Source organism: Streptomyces sp. DSM 116795 (genome assembly GCF_055792905.1).
Genome location: NZ_CM147707.1, coordinates 1316230 through 1337197 on the forward strand (window position 1 = coordinate 1316230; position 20968 = coordinate 1337197).

16 protein-coding genes are annotated in these 20968 nt (G+C 70.4%); 9 read left to right on the forward strand and 7 right to left on the reverse strand.

Annotated elements, in window-relative coordinates; all coding sequences use genetic code 11:
• Window positions 1–57 precede the first annotated feature (57 nt).
• Complete coding sequence (locus tag ACSMXX_RS05635) at window positions 58–1587, forward strand: helix-turn-helix domain-containing protein (RefSeq protein WP_473182936.1); 1530 nt, start codon at window positions 58–60, stop codon at window positions 1585–1587.
• Between the two features lie 82 nt (window positions 1588–1669).
• On the opposite strand, the gene ACSMXX_RS05640 is transcribed toward ACSMXX_RS05635, so the two are convergent.
• The 3 genes from ACSMXX_RS05640 to ACSMXX_RS05650 all read right to left on the reverse strand — a co-directional run bounded on the left by ACSMXX_RS05640 (window position 1670) and on the right by ACSMXX_RS05650 (window position 7100).
• Window positions 1670–3364, reverse strand: a complete 1695-nt coding sequence (locus ACSMXX_RS05640; protein ID WP_473182937.1) for an alkaline phosphatase family protein — start codon at window positions 3362–3364, stop codon at window positions 1670–1672.
• Window positions 3365–3510: 146 nt separating this feature from the next.
• Window positions 3511–4392, reverse strand: coding sequence for an ABC transporter permease (locus tag ACSMXX_RS05645; protein ID WP_473182938.1), 882 nt, complete (start codon window positions 4390–4392; stop codon window positions 3511–3513).
• Window positions 4389–7100 (reverse strand): alpha/beta fold hydrolase, encoded by a 2712-nt coding sequence (locus ACSMXX_RS05650; RefSeq protein ID WP_473182939.1) that lies wholly within the window; start codon window positions 7098–7100, stop codon window positions 4389–4391. The genes ACSMXX_RS05645 and ACSMXX_RS05650 overlap by 4 nt, the downstream gene beginning before the upstream one ends.
• 330 nt (window positions 7101–7430) lie before the next feature.
• On the opposite strand from ACSMXX_RS05650, the gene ACSMXX_RS05655 reads away from it, so the two are divergent.
• A complete protein-coding gene (locus ACSMXX_RS05655) occupies window positions 7431–7847 on the forward strand; it encodes an SLOG family protein (RefSeq protein ID WP_473182940.1) in 417 nt (138 codons plus the stop codon).
• A 21-nt stretch (window positions 7848–7868) separates the two neighbouring features.
• Here the strand turns inward: ACSMXX_RS05655 and ACSMXX_RS05660 are convergent, their stop codons facing one another.
• Complete coding sequence (locus ACSMXX_RS05660; protein ID WP_473184649.1) at window positions 7869–8879, reverse strand: LacI family DNA-binding transcriptional regulator; 1011 nt, start codon at window positions 8877–8879, stop codon at window positions 7869–7871.
• 458 nt (window positions 8880–9337) lie between these two features.
• Between ACSMXX_RS05660 and ACSMXX_RS05665 the strand changes: the two genes are divergently transcribed.
• The 6 genes from ACSMXX_RS05665 to ACSMXX_RS05690 all read left to right on the forward strand — a co-directional run bounded on the left by ACSMXX_RS05665 (window position 9338) and on the right by ACSMXX_RS05690 (window position 17996).
• A complete protein-coding gene (locus ACSMXX_RS05665) occupies window positions 9338–10630 on the forward strand; it encodes an MFS transporter (RefSeq protein ID WP_473182941.1) in 1293 nt (430 codons plus the stop codon).
• Window positions 10627–13407 carry a family 78 glycoside hydrolase catalytic domain gene (locus ACSMXX_RS05670; RefSeq protein WP_473182942.1) on the forward strand — a complete coding sequence of 927 codons (2781 nt, stop codon included), beginning with the start codon at window positions 10627–10629 and terminating at the stop codon, window positions 13405–13407. The genes ACSMXX_RS05665 and ACSMXX_RS05670 overlap by 4 nt, the downstream gene beginning before the upstream one ends.
• Window positions 13408–13964: 557 nt before the next feature.
• The gene (locus ACSMXX_RS05675) at window positions 13965–15299 is read left to right on the forward strand and encodes a hypothetical protein (protein WP_473182943.1); all 1335 of its coding nucleotides are present in this window, start codon (window positions 13965–13967) and stop codon (window positions 15297–15299) included.
• 156 nt (window positions 15300–15455) lie between these two features.
• Complete coding sequence (locus ACSMXX_RS05680; RefSeq protein WP_473182944.1) at window positions 15456–16253, forward strand: ferritin-like domain-containing protein; 798 nt, start codon at window positions 15456–15458, stop codon at window positions 16251–16253.
• Window positions 16254–16311: 58 nt separating this feature from the next.
• A complete protein-coding gene (locus tag ACSMXX_RS05685) occupies window positions 16312–16677 on the forward strand; it encodes a hypothetical protein (protein WP_473182945.1) in 366 nt (121 codons plus the stop codon).
• Window positions 16678–16832: 155 nt separating this feature from the next.
• Complete coding sequence (locus tag ACSMXX_RS05690; protein WP_473182946.1) at window positions 16833–17996, forward strand: winged helix DNA-binding domain-containing protein; 1164 nt, start codon at window positions 16833–16835, stop codon at window positions 17994–17996.
• 262 nt (window positions 17997–18258) lie between these two features.
• Here the strand turns inward: ACSMXX_RS05690 and ACSMXX_RS05695 are convergent, their stop codons facing one another.
• Entirely contained in the window at window positions 18259–18480 is a 222-nt protein-coding gene (locus ACSMXX_RS05695) for a hypothetical protein (RefSeq protein WP_473182947.1), read from the reverse strand.
• A 235-nt stretch (window positions 18481–18715) separates the two neighbouring features.
• Between ACSMXX_RS05695 and ACSMXX_RS05700 the strand changes: the two genes are divergently transcribed.
• Complete coding sequence (locus tag ACSMXX_RS05700) at window positions 18716–18862, forward strand: hypothetical protein (RefSeq protein ID WP_473182948.1); 147 nt, start codon at window positions 18716–18718, stop codon at window positions 18860–18862.
• Window positions 18863–18871: 9 nt separating this feature from the next.
• Here the strand turns inward: ACSMXX_RS05700 and ACSMXX_RS05705 are convergent, their stop codons facing one another.
• Entirely contained in the window at window positions 18872–20155 is a 1284-nt protein-coding gene (locus ACSMXX_RS05705) for a multidrug effflux MFS transporter (protein WP_473182949.1), read from the reverse strand.
• Window positions 20152–20670, reverse strand: coding sequence for a MarR family winged helix-turn-helix transcriptional regulator (locus ACSMXX_RS05710; RefSeq protein WP_473182950.1), 519 nt, complete (start codon window positions 20668–20670; stop codon window positions 20152–20154). Before ACSMXX_RS05710 ends, ACSMXX_RS05705 begins: the two co-directional genes overlap by 4 nt.
• Between the last annotated feature and the right edge of the window lie 298 nt (window positions 20671–20968).

The following is a 20968-nucleotide window of genomic DNA, read 5'->3' on the forward strand; positions in this document are numbered from 1 at the left end:
CTGCACGGACACACCCTCGATGCGAAGTCATCTCACATGTGAGATATTCTGATGGCTATGACTGATGACTACCTGGCCCGCATCGGGCAACTCATCCGCGACGCCCGTCAGCACCGGGGCTGGACACAAGTGAAACTCGCAGAGGCCCTGGGTACGAGCCAGAGCGCGGTGAACCGCATCGAGCGGGGCAACCAGAACATCAGTCTTGAGATGATCGCGCGCATCTCCGAGGCCCTCGACAGTGAGATCGTCTCCCTCGGCTACTCGGGCCCGATGCATCTGCGCGTCGTCGGCGGGCGCCGCCTGTCCGGGAGCATCGACGTAAAGACGAGCAAGAACGCGTGCGTCGCCCTGCTGTGCGCCTCGCTGCTCAACTCCGGGCGTACGGTGCTGCGCCGGGTTGCCCGTATCGAAGAGGTCTTCCGCATCCTGGAGGTGCTCTCGTCCATCGGCGTGCGCGCCCGCTGGATCAACGACGGCGCGGATCTGGAGATCGTGCCACCGGCGGAGCTGGACCTGGAAGCCATCGACGCGGACGCCGCCCGCCGCACGCGAAGCATCATCATGTTCCTCGGTCCGCTGCTGCACAGGATGGAGCAGTTCCGCATTCCGTACGCGGGCGGCTGCGACCTCGGCACGCGCACCGTGCAGCCGCACATGATCGCCCTGCGCCGCTTCGGGCTGGAGATCACGGCGACCGAAGGCCTCTACCACGCCGTGGTAGAGAGCTCCGTCACTCCCGGCGGCCCCATCGTGCTGACCGAGCGAGGCGACACCGTCACCGAGAACGCGCTGCTGGCCGCCGCGCGGCACGACGGCGTGACCGTGATCCGTAACGCCTCCTCCAACTACATGGTCCAGGACCTGTGCTTCTTCCTGGAGCAGCTCGGCGTCAAGGTCGAGGGCGTCGGCACGACCACGCTGACCGTGCACGGCATTCCCGAGATCGACGTCGACGTCGACTACTCCCCCTCCGAGGACCCGGTGGAGGCGATGAGCCTGCTGGCGGCCGCGGTCGTCACCGGTTCCGAACTGACCGTGTGCAGGGTGCCGGTGGAGTTCCTGGAGATCGAGCTCGCGGTACTGGAGGAGATGGGCCTCGACACCGACCGCAGCCCGGAGTATGCGGCGGACAACGGCCGTACGCGCCTGGTCGACCTGACGGTGCGGCCCTCCAAGCTGGAGGCACCGGCGGACAAGATCCACCCGATGCCGTTCCCGGGCATCAACATCGACAACGTCCCCTTCTTCGCCGCGATCGCCGCGGTCGCCGAGGGGCAGACCCTCATCCACGACTGGGTCTACGACAACCGCGCCATCTACCTCACCGACCTCAACCGCCTCGGCGGGCGCCTCCAACTCCTCGACCCGCACCGGGTGCTGGTTGAGGGCCCGACGCGCTGGCGCGCCGCGGAGATGATGTGCCCGCCGGCGCTGCGGCCCGCGGTCGTGGTGCTGCTGGGGATGCTGGCGGCGGAGGGCACGTCCGTGCTGCGCAACGTCTATGTGATCAACCGCGGTTACGAGGATCTCGCCGAGCGGCTCAACGAAGTGGGCGCGCAGATCGAGACGTTCCGCGACATCTGAGCGGCCGGAGTCGCCGCACCCTGCGTGCGCCTCCGCGGCGACGAAGCGATCCGGGACGCCCCCGCGCACATGTGGGCGGTGTTCACCGGGACTTGGGACCGTAGGCGGTCATGAAGCGGTCGCGGAAGCTGTCCATCCGCCAGACCGGCGCCTCCTTGCCGGGCTTCAGGCCGTCCTCCCAGCCCCAGTCGGATATCCGGTCCATCACCTTCGGATCCTGCGCGGCGACCGTGATCGGAACGTCGCGGCTGGCGTCGTTGCCGACGACCGTGGGTACGGGCTGGTGGTCGCCGAGGAAGACGAGCACGGTGTCCTTGTCGCCGTACTTCGCCACGTAGTCGGTGAGGCTGCGTATCGAGTACTCGACGGAACGCCGGTACTCCGTGCGCACCTGGTCCGGGTCCTTCCACACCTCCTTGGGGTCCTTGCCTGCCTTCTTCTGTGCGCGGTAGACCGATCCGTCACCGATCTCGTCCCAGCCGACCGTCGTGGGCAGGGGCGCCCAGGGGTTGTGGCTGGTGGCGAGGATGGCGGTCGTCATCAACGGCTTGCGGTCCTTCTTGCCGTTCTCCAGGCGTTCGAAGGCCTGCATCGTGTACTGGTCGGGCACGGGCGACCAGCTGAACATCGGGCCCCTGTAGCCCATTTCACGGGAGTCGTAGATCCTGTCGAAGTGGTAGAACTGCCCCTCCGGCCAGGAGCGCCGGACGCCGGGCATCATGCCGACCGTCCGCCATGCCTTGGAGCGCTGGAAGGCGCCGGTGAGGGTGAAGCGGTCGCTCGCGGTGGCGGTGCGGTAGCGCTGGTTGTTGTCGATCCACAACCCCGACATGAGCGTGGAGTGGGCCAGCCAGCTGCCTGCGCCCGTCGTCGGCGAGGTGAGCCAGCCGCTCCGGGACGAGAATCCGGCCTCGCGCAGCCGGTCGTTCTGGTTCTCGAGCACCGCGCCGACCTGGGGCGCCATCTCCGGATCCTCGACGGCACCGCGGCCATAGCTCTCGATGAAGGCGAAGATGACGTCCTTGCCCCGCAGCCCGGTCAGCAGCCTGTCCGGCGGGGTGTCGCGGAAGTCGTCGACCGCGGCCTGCTCTGCGAACGCCTGCCCGTCGTTCAGCCCCTTCCTCAGCAGCATCACACGTTCCTGTACGAGCCTGGAGGTGGCCTTGGAGGCGAACGGTATGCCGTCGACGGCCTGCAGGCCCAGCGACGAGATCGTGATCCAGGCCGCCCCGAGAACCAGGGTGGTGCGGGTCGCTACGACGCTGTGCCGTACCACGAGGCCGCTCAGCCGGCGGACTGCCAGAGTCATCAGAACGAGCAGCAGGAGAACCAGGATCACGATGCCGGCCGCGACGGCCACCGCACCGGCCCGGCCCACCGTCGTCCGGAGGAACTCCTCGGCGTCGTCGAACAGGATCCAGTCGAGCACCGGGTCGAAGGGCCGGTCGAGAACCGAGTAGAAGCCCATGTCGATGAACCGCAGGACGGTCAGCAGTCCGAGGCTCACCCCGGCTGCCAGAGACACCAGCCGGCCCGCCCTCGGCGGCAGGACGAGCAGCAGAGCGGCAAGGTATATCGCCTCCACGGGCATGCGTACGAGCGTGCCGAGCGTGAGGCGGTCGAGCGAGTTCGGCAGGAGCAGGCCGAACAGCACCAGCACGGCGGCCAGTCCGGTGGTCACCCACGGCACGGCCCGCACCACGGCCGGAAACCTGTCCCGGACTCGGGCCCGGATCCTGGCCCGCCGGCTGCCGTCCGAGGCTGCTCTCTCACCCACGGCCCGCAGCGTATGAGGGCGACGGAAGCCAGTCGGCGGGTTGTCCAAGTGTTCAGACACCGTTTCCAACGACGCGAAGGCTCGAATCCGGTTCGGTGCGGCGGTCGGTGCCGTTCCCCGGGTGGATCAGGGTGGCTCCGGGTGGATCAGGAAACCACGTCTTTCCGTCCGAACCCCCGGAACGCGAGGGCGAACAGCACCAGCGCAAAGGAGACCGAGACGGAAGCGCCCTTGATCATCCCCGTCCACTCCAGCTGGGGCTGTATCGCGTCCGCCCACGCGTACTGCCAGTGCGCCGGCAGGAACTCCCGCCAGGAGCCGAGGGCTTCGACCGCGTCCAGCAGATTCCCGACGATGGTCAGCCCGACCGCTCCGCCGACCGCACCCAGCGGCGCATCGGTGATGGTGGAGAGCCAGAACGCCAGCCCTGCCGTGACGAGTTGGCCGACGAAGACGTATGCGACGGCGAGGGCCAGCCTGAACAGGGCGTCGGTGGCGGGAATCGAGCTGCCCGTCGGGCTCTGCAGCGGGTGCCACCCGTAGGCGACCGCGCCGACGGCCAGGGAGAGGGCGGGCAGCAGCACGATCGCGGCCAGGCTGAAGGTCAGCGCCACCACCAGCTTGCTCCACAGCAAGCGCGCACGTGGCACGGGCGCGGCCAGCAGATAGCGCAGCGACGACCACCCCGCCTCCGAGGCGACGGTGTCTCCGAAGAACAGTGCCACCGGGATGACCAGCAGGAATCCGGCGGAGAGGAACAGCGCCGAAGTGGCGAAGTTGAGTCCGGACGCGGTGGCGGTGTCCATCAGGTCGATCCGTTGCTCCTGGCCCGCACCGCCGCCGTCACCGCCGCCCCCACCGCTGCCCCCACCGATCGCGAAGGCCGCGACCAGGACGAAGGGAAGGACGGTGAGGATCACGGCCACCACCGTCGTGCGACGGCGTCGCAGCTGACGTACGGCCTCCACCCGGAAGGGGAGGGTGTGTCCCGGCCGGTAGCCGGACGCGGTCTCCGACTGGGCGGTCACGAGGTCTCTCCTTCGATGAGGGTGAGGAAGGCGTCCTCCAGGCGGCGGTGCGGGCCGAGGCCATTCACCGGTATCTCCATCCCGACGAGTTCCGCGAGCAATTGGGACGGGCTAGCGCCATCCAGCCGTACGAGCAAGCCCTCGTCGGTCCGTACGGCGGAGCTGACGCCCGGCAGTCCTGACACCTTGCCCACCACCGCGTCCGACAGAGGCGGGCCGTCGATGCCGACGAGCAGCGTCTCGCCGGAGCCGGTGATCTCCGTGACCGTGTCCGCCCGCACCAGTCGGCCGCGGTCCATGACGACAAGGTGTGTGCAGGTCTGCTCGACCTCGGCCAGGAGGTGGGAGGAGACGATCACGGTGCGGCCCTCGGCCGCGTACCGGATCACGACCTCGCGCATCTCGCGGATCTGCGGCGGATCGAGTCCGTTGGTCGGCTCGTCGAGGATGAGCAGATCGGGCAGGCCGAGCATGGCCTGGGCGATGGCCAGTCGCTGCCGCATGCCCTGGGAGTAAGTGCGTACGGCGCGTTGGATCGCGTCTCCGAGGCCGGCGATCTCCAGGGCTTCCTCGATGTGGGCGTCGCTCGCGGGACGGCCGGTCGCGGCCCAGTACAGCTCAAGGTTGGTCCGCCCGGACAGGTGCGGCAGGAAACCCGGGCCCTCGACAAAGGCGCCCACCCGGGAGAGCACCGGCGCGCCGGGCCGTACGGCATGGCCGTAGATCCTGATCCCGCCCTCGTCGGGTTCGACCAGGCCCATCAGCATGCGGAGCGCGGTGGTCTTGCCCGCGCCGTTCGGGCCGAGGAGACCGAGCACCTGTCCCTTCTCGACGCGGAAGGACAGGTCGCGAACGGCATATCTGCCGGCGGACTTCCCGTAGCGCTTCGTCAGCCCGGTGATCTCCAGCGGCACTTCGGTCAGCTTCGGATCGCGAGCCGGGGCCGGGGCCCGGGCCGGGGTGCGGCGCCTGCCGTACACCAGCAGGACCGCGGCGACGGCACCGGCCAGCGGAAGACCCCAGACCCAGGCGGGCAGCGGGGCGGTTTCGGTGCTGACACCGTCAGCGGTGGGAACGCTCAGTCCGCTCTCCAGCGACGCGGTGTACGAGCTCGGTTCGGCCGGGGACGCATAGCCGAGGTCGGTGGCGGCGAGGACGAGCTGCAACCGGTGGCCCGCCTCGATCTCGTAGTCCACGGCGGGCAGGCGGAGTTCCACGGTGCGGCCCTTCCGGGCGTCGGCGACCCTGACGGGAGCGACGAGCTGGGAGGGCAGGGTCCGGCTTCCGTCCGGCCCGACGTCGTACACCTTCGCGAAAAGCACGGCCCCGTCGGAGCTGCCGGCACCGTCGGACTTCACCCGCGCCTTGACCGTGGGTGAGCCCGTGATGCGCAGGGAACTCTTCAGCGGCTCGGAGTCGAAGCGGGCGTGCTGTCCGGGGAAGTCGATGTTCAGCCCGCCGACACCGAGGGAGGACAGCCGGGAGAGGCCGCTGCCCAGGCTGGGAACGGCGGAGATCGAGGGCGGTCCGGCGCCCGGCGGGTTCTCGAAGGGCTTCGCCGCGGTGTCGAGGGCGACCGTGCGGGCACCACTGTTCAGCCCGGGGTAGGCGGTGCCGGTGGCGCCCCGCGTCTGGAGGGTGCCGTCAGTGGAGTCCATCCCTCCGGCCCTGCTGATGCGGAAGGCCGGTCCTGCCTCCACGCCCTTGCCGCGCTTCAGATGGCGGTCGAACCAGGCCGTCGTACGGGCGTCGAGGCGGGCCGTCTCCAGGTCGCCGCCGTCGTGTCCGCCCGCGAACCAGTCGACGGAGACGGGCGCACCGTTGGCCCGGATCGCCTCGGCCATGGCGTCCGCCTGGCCGAGCGGGAAGAGGGAGTCGGACTGGCCCTGGGCGATCAGCGCGGGCACCTCGATCCGGTCACCGACCGCGGACGGGCTGCGGGCTTCGAGCAGTTCACGTGCGGCCGCGTCCGGCTTGCCGCTCACGGCCACACGCTCGTACATCTCGCACAGCTCCGCTGCGAAGCGGCCACAGCCGCCCTCGGGCGAGCCGGAGCCGAAGAAGACCCCCGCCCAGAGCTTCTTGAAGACCCCGTCCGGGAACAGCGCGTCGGCCAGGTTCCAGTAGGTCATCCGCGGCGCGATGGCGTCGACCCGGTCGTCGTGTCCGGCCGCGAGCAGCGAGATCGCGCCGCCGTAGGAGGCGCCGGCCAGCCCGACCCGCGGGTCGCCGGTCTTGTCGAGGCGCACCTCGGGGCGCTGGGCCAGCCAGTCGATCAGGCGGGAGACGTCCGCGACCTCGTGATCCGGGTCGTTGAGGCCGATCTCGCCGGTCGAGGCTCCGAAGCCGCGCGCCGACCAGGTCAGTACGGCGTATCCCTCGCGGGCCAGCTTCTGCGCCTGGGCCCGCACATCGTCCTTGCTTCCGCCGAAACCGTGGCCGAGCAGCACCGCGGGCCGCCGCACGGACCGGGAGCCCGAGGTGAAGTACGACGTGTCGATCTGCGCACCAGGCATGTCGAAGGCGCGGTCCGCCTGCCGGACGGACGGCTGCCCCTCGGAGGCAGTCGCGTTCCAGGTGCCTGCGGCGGCGAGCACGATGAGGGCGGCACCCCCGACGAGCAGCCGTCTCCGGCCGCCGCGCGCCCTGGCGCGCAGTCGGGCCGACAGCCGGGCCAGCCGTATCCCACGCCTCTTTCGCAGCTCCATGCTCGAACCCTAGAAGCACGGACCCGGAATTTCGGGGGCCTCCAGGTGGATCCCGGTTTGCGCTCCGGGGCGTACGCTCACCTGCCCGCGTACAACTGACGGGGTACGGCTCCTGTCCGGACCGCTCGCCGCCGCGGAGGCGAGCCGCCCCCGGCGCAGCGGCCAAACCGGACCAACCCGGCCATCCCCGCGATCACGCTGCCGTTCCCTCACCCAGGCCGCATCATGACGCAAGCGAGAACCGAGTCGCGCAGACGTCACGGCGGACAGGCGCCCCGGCCGGCCTCGCACCCGCCGCACACCTCCGACTCGTACGAGAAGAGGCGCCGCATGACCGACATCCGCCGTGTGCTCGTCACCGGCTCCCGCACCTGGGAGGACGGACAGCAGACCGCCGACGCGCTCCTGGAGGCCTGGCACGACGCGCTCCAGGACGGCGCCGACAGCATCCTCGTCATACACGGCGCCTGCCCGCACGGCGCCGACCGGGAAGCGGCCGGCTGGTGCGCCTCCAACCGCATCCCCGCCGAACCCCACCCCGCCGACTGGGAAACCGACGGCAATGACGCCGGCTACATCCGCAATCAGCGCATGGTCAACGCCGGCGCCGACCTGTGCCTCGTCTTCATCGGGCCCTGCACCTCCAGCAAATGCCGCCGGCCCAAGCCCCACGGCTCCCACGACGGCAACGCATGCGCCGAACTCGCCAAGAACGCCGGCATACCCGTCCGGAGATGGACCACTTGACGCCACCGGCGTCGTTGCGGCTCAGCGCTGGCCGGGCAAGGTGGAACGCCGCACCACGAGTTCGGGCTGGAAAGAGATGCTCTGGTGCACATGCCCCGGGTCCCGGCCGGTCTCGTGGATCAGCAACTCGGCCGCGGTCCGGCCCATGGTCACCGCGGGCTGGCGGACCGACGTCAGCGGAACCGCGGCGGCCTCCGCGAACTCGATGTCGTCGTAGCCCACGATCGAGACCTCCTCGGGCACGCGCACGCCTGCCGCGAACAGGGTCTGCAGCACGCCCAGCGCGAGCAGATCGTTGGAGCAGAAGATCGCGGTGGGCCGCGAGCGCATGCCGAGGAAGCGTGAGCCGGCGTCGCGGCCGAACGCCACGTCGTCCGCGCCGTTCTCCAGCACCGTGAGCCTCTCCGGCTGGAGTCCGGCGTCGCTGAGGGCCTTCAGCGCGCCCGTCAGCCGGTCCTGGCACTGCGCGAGGTGCAGCGGCCCCGTGACGTACGCGATGGAGGTGTGCCCGCCCTCGATCAGGTGGCGCACCGCCAGTTCGCCGCCTGCGACGTCGTCCACGGCGACGGAGCACGCCTCCTCGGGGGCGACCACCCGGTCCACGAAGACGTACGGAATGCCGTGGCGCTGGAACGACGTCATGGTCGCCCCCGTCACGTCCAGCGGCGTGACGAGCACGCCGCGCACGCGCTGCTCGGCGAACAGGGACATGTACAGCTCCTCGGCCGTCCCGTCCTGCTCGCTGTTGCAGAGCATGACTCCCAAGCCTTCGGCGCGAGCTACCTGTTCGGCTCCCCGCGCCACGTCCACGAAGAACGGGTTACGCATGTCGAGCACCAGCAGCGCCATGATGCGGCTCTGCCCGGCACGGAGCTGACGCGCGGATTCGCTGCGCACATAACCGAGTTCGTCGACGGCCGACATCACCCGGGCACGGGTGTCCGGGGAGACGCGGTCCGGCTTGTTCAGCGCGTTCGACACCGTGCCGATCGACACGCCCACACGGCGCGCCACGTCCTTGATGCTGACCATGCGGGTGCTCCCGCCTCCCACGCTGTTGCCGGCGTCCCCCACCGCTCTCACCCTCGAACTCTACTCTCGCAGAGTAGAAAAACGTTTCAATCCGAACCGAGGGTTCTCGGGCCCGTCGGCGCCACGAGTTCGCCCCCGTACGCACTCCTGAGCCGCCAAGGACGCGGCATCCTCGCCCGGGCGCCGGAACCGGGACAGCCCGCCCGAGGCGACGCGAGCCTCGGCGGACCCGGACCTGCCAGGAGCTTCCCGCAGCTCCTGACCCGCTTCATGCCTGCGATTCCTCACCCCCGCAACTCCCCGCGACGCCACAGGAGTTCGCATCGGGTTCACATGAAGGCGCCGGCAGAAGGATCACGCAAGCACGTCCCAGGTGTTGTCACCCACTCGCGCGGCGGTTACGGTCCCCCGATTAATACGTTTCAATGAGATGCGCCAATCAGGACCAGGAGACCGGAATGGCATCCTCAGAAGCGGTCGGCGTGGGTCCGGCGGAAGACGGCGAAACAATCACCCGCCAGCAGTGGAGGTGGGCGATCCTCGCCGGAATGGCGTCGTACATCGACGCCGGCTCCATCGTCGCACTCAGTGCCGGACTGGCCCTCTTCCAATCCGAACTCGGCCTCAGCAGCGGTGCCGTCGGCGCGCTCGCCGCGATCGGCCCGAACGCGATCGGCTGCGCCATCGGCGCGTTCATCGGCGGCCGGCTCGGCGACAAGCTGGGCCGCAAGCGCATCTACAAGTACGACCTGCTGGTGTACGCGGCGGGGACGCTGCTGATCGCGCTGTCGTTCAACTCGCCGATGCTGTTCATCGGCACCTTCATCGTGGGCGTCGCGGTGGGCGCCGACGTACCCGCCTCGCTGGCGCTGGTGGGCGAGTTCTCGCCCGCGAAGGCACGCGGCAAGCTGCTCGGCTTCACCCAGGTCGCCTGGAACGCGGGACCTCTGGTCGTGCTCGTGCTCGCGTTCGTGCTCGCGCCGCTGGAAATGCTGGGCATACGCATCGTGTTCCTGCATCTGGTGGTGGTCGCGATGATCACCTGGGCCCTGCGCCAAGGGCTGTCCGAATCCCCCCGCTGGGAGAAGGCAGCCACATCGCAGGCGTCCGCCCCGCACAAGCTGCGGAGCCTGTTCCACGGCGCGAATCTCCAGGCGCTGCTGTGGACCGTGACCATCTACGCGTTCTGGAACCTCGCGGCAGGCACGAAGGGGATCTTCAACCCGTACATCATCAAGACGCTCAACGCGGGCAGTCAGGCGGTCAGCGTCGGACTCACCGCCCTCGGCTTCGTCCTCGGCATGGTGGCGACCCTGGTGCTGTTCATGCGGCTGGCCGACCGGTCCCACGCCACCCGCAAACGGATGTGGGGCATCGGCGCGTTGATGCAGATCACCGCTTTCGCGATCTACCTGGTCTTCCCGTTCACCGTCCCGGTGATCATCGGCAACATCCTGTTCTGGGCCGTGGGTGCCGCACTCGCCGGTGAGGCGATGTACAAGGTCTTCAGCCAGGAGCTGTTCCCGACCATCCTGCGCGGCACCGCCCAGGGCCTCACCTTCGGGACCGCGCGGGTCGTGCTCGGGATCTGGAGCTTCTTCGTCCCCGTGCTCGCGACCACCGGGATCGAGCCCGTCGCGGCGCTGCTGCTGGTGTTCCTGGTCATCAGCGGCACCGTGGGCTACTTCTTCATGCCCGACACCTCGGGCAAGTCACTGGAACAGATCGAATCGGAGCGTACGCCGGCATGAGTGCGAAGTCCGCTGACATCAGCCCTGTCCGTTTCGAGCACCTGGACTCAGCGCTCGGCACCGGTACGCCGGCGCCGCGCCTGTCCTGGCAGGTCACCACGGACGACCCGGAGTGGCGCCAGACCGCCTACGAGGTGGAACTGGACGGCACGAGGACCGTCCGGGTCGACTCGGGCGAACAGGTCCTGGTCCCCTGGCCGTTCGAGCCGCTTCCGGCACGCACGCGGGCGTCCGTACGGGTCCGTGCGGCCTCCGGCGAGCGGTGGACGGAGTTCGGCGCCCCGGCCACCGTGGAGACCGGCCTGCTGGAACCCGGGGACTGGACCGGCCGGTTCATCAGCCCGTCGGCCATCGGCGGCATCGGTGAGCCGGCGCCGGTTCTGGCGCGGACCGCGGTCCTCCGCCCGGGCATCGCATCCGCGCGCCTCTACGCCACGGCACACGGCCTCTACTCGGCGACCCTGAACGGCAGCCAGGTGGGCGACCAGGTGCTCGCACCCGGCTGGACGAGCTATCACCACCGGCTGCGCTACCAGACCTTCGACGTCACGGACTTGGTGCGGGAGGGCGAGAACACACTGGAGGTGCTGCTGGGCAACGGCTGGTACCGCGGCCGGATAGGCCTGGGCGGGGGGCGGCGGGCGAGCTACGGCGACCGGCTGGCCTTGTGCGCTCAGCTCGAAGTGACCTATCTGGACGGCTCGTACGAGGTGGTCGCAACCGACGGGCAATGGACGGCGCGCCAAAGCGGGGTCCTCGACAACGAGTTGTACGACGGCCAGCGCACCGATCTGCGTGCCCGGGAGTCCGCAGTTGGCGGCGTCGAAGTCCTCGACGCGGACATGAGCCGGCTGACCGCACCCACCGGACCGCCGGTACGGGTCACCGAAGTCCTGCCCGCCGCCCGGGTCTTCCGCTCACCGTCCGGGCAGACGCTGGTGGACTTCGGGCAGAACCTGGTCGGCTGGGTGCGGCTTCGCGTACGGAAGACGGCGTCGGGTGACGAGGTCACCGTCCGCCACGCGGAGGTCCTGGAGAACGGCGAACTCGGGGTCCGCCCGCTGCGTACCGCGAAGGCCACCGACAGCTACGTGCTCCCGGACGCCGGCGAAACGGTGCTCGAACCGGACCTGACCTTCCACGGCTTCCGCTACGCCGAGGTCACCGGTGTTCCCGGCCTGCGGGCAGCCGACGTGGAGGCGGTCGTCGTGGGCACACAGCTGCGGCGGACCGGCTGGTTCTCCTGCTCCGAGCCGGACCTGGAACGGTTTCACGAGAACGTCGTGTGGAGCACGCGCGGCAACTTCCTCGACATCCCGACGGACTGTCCGCAACGCGATGAGCGGCTCGGATGGACCGGCGACATACAGGTCTTCGCTCCCACCGCGAGCTTTCTCTTCGACACCGCCGGATTCCTCGACTCCTGGCTCGCGGATCTCGCCGCCGAGCAGCATCCGGACGGATCGGTGCCGTGGGTGATACCGGAGCTGCGGCACCCGCAGGAGGCGGTGAACAAGGAGAGCCCCACGGCGGCCGCTTGGGGCGATGCGGCCGTGATCGTGCCGTGGGTGCTGTATCAGCGCTACGGCGACGCCGCCTTTCTCGCGCGGCAGTTCCCCAGCATGTGCAGTTGGGTGGACAAGGTGGCGTCACTGACCACGGACGGCGTTTGGACCGGAGGGTTCCAGTTCGGCGACTGGCTAGACCCCACCGCCCCGCCTGACAACCCGTTCGCAGCGAAGGCGGACGCCGACGTCGTGGCCACCGCGCACCTGGCCCGGTCCGCCGAGATCGTCGCCGAGGCGGCCCGGGTGCTGGGACGCGACGGCGAGGGCGACCGCTACGCATCGCTGACAGCCCGCACGCGGGAGGCGTTCGCCCGCGAGTACGTGACCGCGTCGGGCCGTATGGTCAGCGACGCACCGACGGTGTACGCGCTCGCCCTGGAATGGGCCTTGCTTCCCGAGGAGTCACAACGGGAACGCGCCGCGCGACGGCTCGCGGATCTCGTACGCGTGAACGGCTTCCGCATCAGCACCGGGTTCGTCGGCACTCCCCTGATCACGGACGCCCTCACCTCGTCCGGGCGGCTCGGTCTGGCGTACAGCCTGCTGCTGGAGCGCGGCTGCCCGTCGTGGCTGTATCCGGTCGGCATGGGTGCGACGACGATCTGGGAACGCTGGGACAGCATGCTGCCGGACGGTTCGATCAACCCGGGCCAGATGACGTCGTTCAACCACTACGCGCTCGGCGCGGTCGCGGACTGGATGCACCGCGTCGTCGCCGGGCTCGCGCCGGCCGCGCCCGGCTACCGGGAGATCACTGTCCGGCCGCGGCCGCACCGCCCGCTGACACACGCCTCGGCGCGGCATCTCACGCCGTACGGCGAGGCCTCGGTCGCGTGGCAGCGCGCGGACGGCCGGTTCTCCCTCGATGCCGTGGTGCCCGTCGGCACCCGCGCCACAGTGCACCTGCCCGGACAGGAGCCGGTCGCCGTACGGCACGGGAGGCACTCCTGGACGGTGCCGGACCCGGGCGCGGTGCCGGAACCCGCGCCGAGGACGGTGCGCGAGCTCATGGACACCGTGGAGCTGTGGCCGAAGGCGGTCTCGGTGCTGGTCGGCAACGGGCTCGCCGAGGACGCCGCCCAGGTGGCCGGGCGAGCCGCCCGGTACCTGGATCATCCGGCGCAGAACCTCCCCCGGCTGGTGGCACACAAGGGGACCGGCGAGCGCGCGGAGCAGGCCTGCCGGGAGCTCGGGCAGGTCCTCTCCTAGGGCGTGTCGGCAAAGTAGTGTCGTCCTCCCCCTGGGCCTTCGGCCCGGGGGGCGAGAGCGCTGGGGGTACCACCCGGGCCGCCCAGGCCCAGGGGGAGGGCTGCGCCGACGACCGACAACGCTGGGGGCACCTCCCACGAAGTGGGGGAGAGCGTGCGTGCCAGACCCCGCGGTCCTGGGGGCACTCCCCCACGCTGCGCTGGGGGGACCCCCACCCAGACGGAGTCTGGGGGAGGGACTTTGCGGACACGCCCTAGGGCCGGTTCGAGGCGATCGACCGGCCAACGGCCGGGAGAGGCTTGGACGTTCGGGCCGGTGCGTGGCAGGTGCCTGACCGGTACCTGCCCGGTGCTGCCCGGCGGCGTCACCCGGCGCGGGCAGCGCGATGTGCGAATGCTGCGCCGCCGGGCGCCGGGCGCCCGGCGGACACGAGACCGCGTGCCGTCTTCGGGCCGTACGGCCGCGGCTCGTGCCGTCGAAGGAGGCGGAGACCGCGCCCGTCACGCCGAAACGGAAAACGCATGCAGTGCGGGACGGATCCGGGGTACACGGCGCGCATGAGTCATATACGGCATAAGCGACCTGCACGGTTTCTGAGGCGGCTCCTGGTTCTCGTGGCCGCCGTCCTTCTGCCGGTGTTCGCCGTGGCTCCCGGCGCGGGCGCGTCGGGCAAGGCGGACGTCGGCGACGCGGCCGCGGCGCTGCGAGAGGGTCCCGTCTACGTCGATCCGCGCGCCTCGGACCGGCTCTCCGGCGCCGACGCCAAGGACCTCACGGAGAAGATCGAGAAGCGCGACAAGCCGGTCTTCGTGGCCGTGCTGCCCAAGGCGCGCGAATTCCCGCAGTCGGACCTGCTGCGGGATCTGCGGTCGCAGGTCGGCGACAGAGGCGTCTACGGGGTCACGCTCGGTGACGACTTCGGGGCGGCGGCCGACCGGTCCGTGATGTCACGGGGCGACGTAGACGGTCTGCGCCGCTCCGTCGAGAGCTCTGATGGCGACACCAAGGCGAAGCTGGACCGGTTCGTGGACGAGGCGACGAAGGACGCGCGCGGCGACGCACCCGCCTCCTGGGACGGCGGCCCGTCGCGGGGCACGGGCGGCGGATTCGTACTGGTCGTGCTGCTGGCGCTGCTCCTCGCCGGCGTGGCAGGCGGCTTCCTCGTACGCAACCGCGCCCGCAAGCGCCAGGAGGAGCAGCAGCGGCAGGAGCTGGACAAGCTCCGTCCCGTGGTGGACGAGGACATCACGGCCTTCGGCGAGGAGCTGGACCGCATCGGCTTCGACCCGCAGGCCCCGGAGTCGGACGACGCGATGCGTGAGGACTACACCCACGCCATCGACAAGTACGACGAGGCGAAGCAGAAGGCGGAGGCCGCACGCGGGCCAGGGGACGTGAAGGGGGTCACGGAGGCAGTGGAGGACGGGCGCTTCGCGCTCGCCACCCTGGAGGCCAGGCGGAACGGCGATCCGCTGCCGGAGCGCAGGATGCCGTGCTTCTTCGACCCGCGCCACGGACCGTCGGTCGAGGACGTGCGCTGGGCGCCGCCGGGCGGTACGGAGCGTACGGTCCCGGTCTGCGCGGCGGACGCGGCACGGCTGCGGGACGGCGCGGAACCGATGGCGCGCACCGTGGACACCCCCGAAGGGCGGCGGCCCTACTGGGAGGCGGGCCCCGCCTACGGGCCCTGGGCGGGCGGCTACTTCGGCGGCGGCATCCTGCCGGGGCTGCTGATCGGTACGGTGCTGGGCAGCTCGATCGGGCCCTGGGGCTACGGCGACGCCGGATACGACGGCGGATTCGACGACGGAGGCGGCTTCGGCGACGGAGGCGGAGGCGGATTCGACGGAGGAGGCTTCGGGGGCGGCGACTTCGGCGGAGGCGGATTCTGATCGGCAGCCTCTGACCCTTGCGTCCGGCGCGGCGGTCAGGCGCCGGCGGTCAGGCGCGCCTTACTTCGTTTGGCACAGGGAAAAGGCGCTGCTGTTGCCGGTTCTCCGCCGTCCCCTTTGACTCGAATGTGCGGACGCCGTACGGAGGTGGCACTGATGCTCTCGTCCCGAAATCTGTTCCGGGAGATCCTGGAGAACGACCGCTCCTTCCAGCTCTTCTGCTCCATCGCCGCGAGCGGTGAGGCCCAGGGCGGCTGGGAGAACGCCCGGATCGCCGCGCTGGTGCCGGAGAGCATGCGGCATCTGGCCCCGAAGATCACCAAGCACGGCACGGACGAGGACAAGCACGGCCGGATCTTCAACGCGTTGCTGAAGAAGCGGGGGCTCAAGCCCGTCAAGGTCCCGCTGGAGACCGACTACACGATGCTGCTGGAGCGGCGCGGGATCGGCCTCATGCACGAGAAGCTGCGCCGCGACGAGCCGCTGACCGAGCACGACGTCATCGTCTATCTGACGCACAGCCGGGTCACCGAGCAACGGGCCTCCGAGCAGATGGCGATGCTGCTCGACAGCTGCGGTGACGACCCCGAGACCGCCCGCGCCATCAGGATGATCAGCAACGACGAGGACAACCATCTGGCGTACTGCCACGAGGAGTTGCTGCGCCTTGCCGCACAGGGGCACGGGTCCGCGATCCGGCGCAGTCTGCGGCGGTGCGCGCTGGCCGAGGTCGTCGTGCACCGCGACGTCTCCCTCGCGGTGATGTCCCACATGGGACGGCTCCTGGACTGGCCCGCGGTCAAGACGGCGACGCTCGCCCTCGGCATCCACGCCATGTGCGGTTTCGAACGGTTCGGCGGCTGGCGCAAGTTGGTGCGTCTCACGATGCCGGAGCGGCTCGACGCCCTGGGCGAGCGGAGCGACGCTGCACCGAGCGCGGCACCCGTGCTCTGAGGGCGGCGCGGGCCGCACGGGTACGGGCCGCGCAGCCCGTACAGCCCGTACGGCTCGGATGCGGCTGCCCGAGGCGGTGTCGGACGACATGCGCTGGGCGGGACGCATCCTTTCCGGCGCCGGTGACCGTCGGCGGCCGCTTCACGGGGTCGCCGCGGCCGACGTGTATCTGCCGGACTTCGAGGCGGCCGTCATTCCCATGCTGCAGCGGCTACCGGTGCCCGCGTGCCTGGTCAACTCCCGTGGCCGCGTTGCTGTTTCGACGTACGCGCACCATCTGGCGGGCTCCTTGCTCAAGGGGCCGGACTTCGCGTCGGTGCCCGCGGCGGACGGGGAGGCCGCAGTGCACGACGGCCTGAGCCTGCGGCCGTGCGGTGACATCCCGCTCGTCCTGGTGACGGCCGCCGCGCGGCCGGCCGGGTAGCGGGCACGGCGGCTGGGGGCCGGAACGGAGCTGCCGGAGCCCCGGGAGCGGCTGTTTCCGGCAGGGAACCGGTGCTCCCGCCTGTCCGGTGGACACTGGAGGCCGAACGCCGTGCGCTCAGCGACCGCGGCGGCCCGGAGGAGGCACCCAGACCCATGGATTCCGATGTCCCTCAGCTGTCGTGGAGCGAGGTCTCCGCGAGACGGCTCCAGCGCAGCGCCCTCGCGGCGCCGCGGCACACGTTGGAACCCGCCGAGATCGCGGGCGCCCTCTGCGGCGCGCACGCCCAGATCCTCTCCGCCGCCGAACTCTCCCTGGCGATACGGACCGAGAGCGCGACCCGTGTCGACGTACGCGCCGCCCTGTGGGACCGGCACAGCCTGGTCAAGACGCACGGCCCGCGCGGCACGGTCCATCTGCTGCCCACCGCAGACCTGCCGATGTGGTTCGGTGCGCTCGGCTCTCTGCCTGCGGCCGCCTACCCCTTCCCCGAGGGAGTCCGCCTGACAGCGGAGCAGACGGATCAGGTCGTCGCCGCCGTCGGCAAGGTGCTTGAGGACGCGGAGCTGACCGTCGACGAACTCAGCGAGGCCGTCGTCGCAGCCACCGGGCCGTGGGCCGGCGACCTCGTCATGCCGGCCTTCCAGGGGATGTGGCCGCGCTGGCGGATGGCTCTCGCCGTCGCCTCCCACCGCGGATTCCTGTGCTACGGCCCGAACAGGGGCCGCAGGGTGACCTACACCAGCCCGCGGCGCCACATGTCAGGCCGGGAACCGCTCGACGCACACACAGCCAAGCGCCGGCTCGTCGAACGCTATCTGTACGCCTACGGGCCCGCCACGGCACAGGACTTCGCGCGTTGGTTCGGCGCTCCGCGCTTCTGGGCGGAGGAACTCTTCCGCTCCATGGAGGACCGCCTCCAGCGCGTCGGAGTCGAGGGCCGGGAGGGGTGGGTGACGGCAGGCGACACCCGGTTTCCTCCGGAGCCGCCTCGCGGTGTGCGGCTGCTGCCGTACTTCGACTCGTATGCCATCGCCTCCCGCCCGCGTGAACTCCTCTACCCCGGCCCGGCCTGGGAACGCGCCCTTGCCGGCGGCCAGGCCGGCAACTACCCGGTGCTGCTGATCGACGGGACGGTCGCGGGCGTCTGGCACCTGCGCAGGTCCGGGCGCCGGCTGCACGTCACCGTCGAACCGCTCGTGCAGCTCACCGCCGCGCAGCGGACCGCGCTGGCGAGCGAGGTGGAACGCGTGAGTGCGGTGCTCGAAGGAAGTCCGCAGCTCACCGTCGGCACGGTGACCGTCGGACCGCACGCCTGACGCCGGCTGCGCCCCCACCGCGAACCCTGCGGCGGCCGTCGACGTGTCGCGGGGGGCGGCGGGGCGCCGAACCGCCGCAGGCCCGGCCGTAGTTGAAGCAGGGCAGTCAACTTGACTGTCCTGGAAGACCGGGCTTGGAGGCCCCCGCGTCGCGTATGGCCGCGATCCCGGCGTGCTCCAACACCCGGCGGTCATCCGTCAGTTGCTCCGCCTCGAACCCGGACGACCAAGGGAGTGCTGCCGGAGGATCCGGCTTTGAGGTCTACGCGGTCAAGGCCCGTTCGAACCTGCGCAGGGAAGCGGGATGCACGAGGTACACACCCCACGCGCCGCGTTCCATCCGCTTCACCCTGACCTCGTAACGGCCGGCGACTTGGGAGCGGCGCAACTGCGACGCCAGGCGATCCCGAAGCTCGCAGGCCTCGGGCTGAGTGTTGGCCGAGGCGATGAGCCTTACGCCGGCCCTTCCGATCTGCTGGTTCATGACCGCTCCTACGAACCGCGACAAGGGCGCATCAAGCGAGGACGAGAACGGGAGGGGTCCCGCCACTTCTGTCGATCGCACACCCGATGTCGGTCAACGACTCTGGCATATCATTCTACTTCGGGCGTACTCTCACAAGAAGTAGCTAATCAGGAGGAACGCCATGGGGCTCACCAGCCTCATGCACAGGCACCCCCTCGGCATCACGCCCGGAGTTCCGCGCTGAAACGCGCTGATGAATCCTGAATCCCGCGAGATACGGCCGGTTCCAGCGCGTGGCGCGGAGATCGCCCTGGAGCGCGGCCTGCGGGACGGCGGGGACGAGCACACGACATGGGGAACGAAGGACGAGTTCGCCTGCCCCAGAGACCCGGAGAACTGACCCCGCCGGTCACCGGCGGACGCTCCGTGCGGACGCTTCGCGGGCACCGGCCCGCCGGTGCCGCTCCGGCTTTCCCGCCAGCAGTGCGGCAAGCAGCGCCGCTCCCAGGCACGCGGTCATCACCCCGGCCATGGGCAGCGGGCTGTGCGTACCGAACAGGCCGACCGCGGGCGCCGCGGCCGCTCCGAACGTGAACTGGCCGCTGCCCAGCAGCGCGGACGTCGCCCCCGGAGCGTCACGGCCGCGAGTGAGGGCGACGGTCGTCACGGCGGGGAAGAAGACCCCGAAGGCGGTGACGGCGACAAACAGGCAAGTCCAGGTGACGATGACGCCGCTGCCCGCCAAGGTCTGCACGGCCAACAGGGCGGCCGACGCGGCCAGTCCGGTGGAGGCCGAGGCGATGAGCAGCGTCCCGGCCTGCCACCGGCGTGCGAGCCGCCCGTAGGCGAGGCTGCCCGCCACGTTTCCGCCGGCATTGACGCCGTACACAACACCGGCGGAGGAAGAGGTGAGGTGGTAGACGTCCTGGAAGACGAAGGACGCCCCGGCGATGTAAACGAAGACCGCGGCCGACCCGAAGCCCACGGCCAGCACGGGGGCCAGCACGGCCGGCCGCCGGGCCACCCGTGCGACGGACCGGAGGGTGCCCCCGACGCCGCCCTTCGTGCGTGCCTCCCGGTGATGGGTCTCCGGCAGTTCCCGCAGCACTCCGGCCGTGAGCAGCAGCCCGGTGAGCGCCAGCACCACGAATACGGAACGCCACGACGCCATGATGAGCAGCGCCCCGCCGAGCAGCGGTGCGATCACGGGACCGAGCGCGGTGATCGCGCCCAACGCGGCGAAGACGCGGGCGAGTTGCGAATCGTCGAAGAGGTCGGACACCACCGCCCGCGCGACCACGATGCCGGCGGCGCCTGTGAACCCCTGCCCGACCCGCGCCGCGTCGAGCACCTCCACCGTCGGCGCCAGAGCGCACACGAGGGAGAAGACGGCGAAGGACGACGTACCCGCCAGCAGGACCGGTCGCCTGCCTGCCGCATCGCTCAACGGCCCCCATACGAGCTGTCCCACGATGACTCCGATCAGGAATCCCGTCAGGGAGACCTGCGCTCCCGCGGTGTCCGTGTGCAGGGACCGGGCCATCTGCGGCAGCCCCGGTACGTACATGTCCGTGGCCAGCGGGCTGGCGGCACTGAGCCCTGCCAGAACCAGGATCAGTCGGAGCCGGGCGCCTGACCCGGCCGGCAAGTCGCCCGCACCGGGGGCGGGTTCGTCCCGCGGGCGAGTGGTCACAGGGGCGGGGCCGCCCCTCGCGAACCGGAATGCCCGTCAGACGTGGACCTGTGGCCCGGCGCCGCGTCCGAGACGTCTGCGGCTGCCAACTGCTGAAGCAGCTCGGCCGCGAGGCGCAGCAGACCGCGTTCGGCTGGTGTCAGCTCCTGCTCCAGCGCGGCGGCAAGCCAAGCGTTGCCGTCCTGCACATGCTCCCGCAGCGCCTCCCGCCCGGAGTCCGTGAGAGCGATCTCCTGTCTGCGGCGGTCCTCCTGACCGCGTGAGCGCGAGATGCGCCCTCGGTCTTCCAGGTCGTTCAGCACGCGCGTCAGCGACTGTGCCTGCAGTCCTTCGATGCCTGCGAGCTCGGTCGGCGTCAGAGGGCCGCTGTGCCGAAGGTCCGCCAGCACCGACACGGCGAGACGCGTCAGCTCCTGACCGCTCCCGGGTTGCTCCGCACGCAGCCGGGACGCCAGTCGCGACACTCCCCACCGCAGCATTTCCGCCGTCTGCCGGTCGCCCTCAGTGCTTCCCATATAGCCAAGCTAATGCTTTCTACTTGGAGGAGCAAGAACTGTATTTGCTGCTATGTGGGCTCCAAAACATCAAGCATTACCTTGACGCATCGTCGACCGGCGCACGGTGTGCCGGAACGGACTCTGCGGACCTGCGGGCGGCCGAGCAGGTCACTGTGGACCCGGCGGCCTCGGACGCCCAGATCCGCGATGCTCAGGGCCAGATCAGCCGCAACCTCGGAGCGCAGCAAGAGATCGAGCGGTTAGCGACCAGGACAGCTGGGGCTGACGACCATCCGGCCGCTCCGTGCAACCTGCT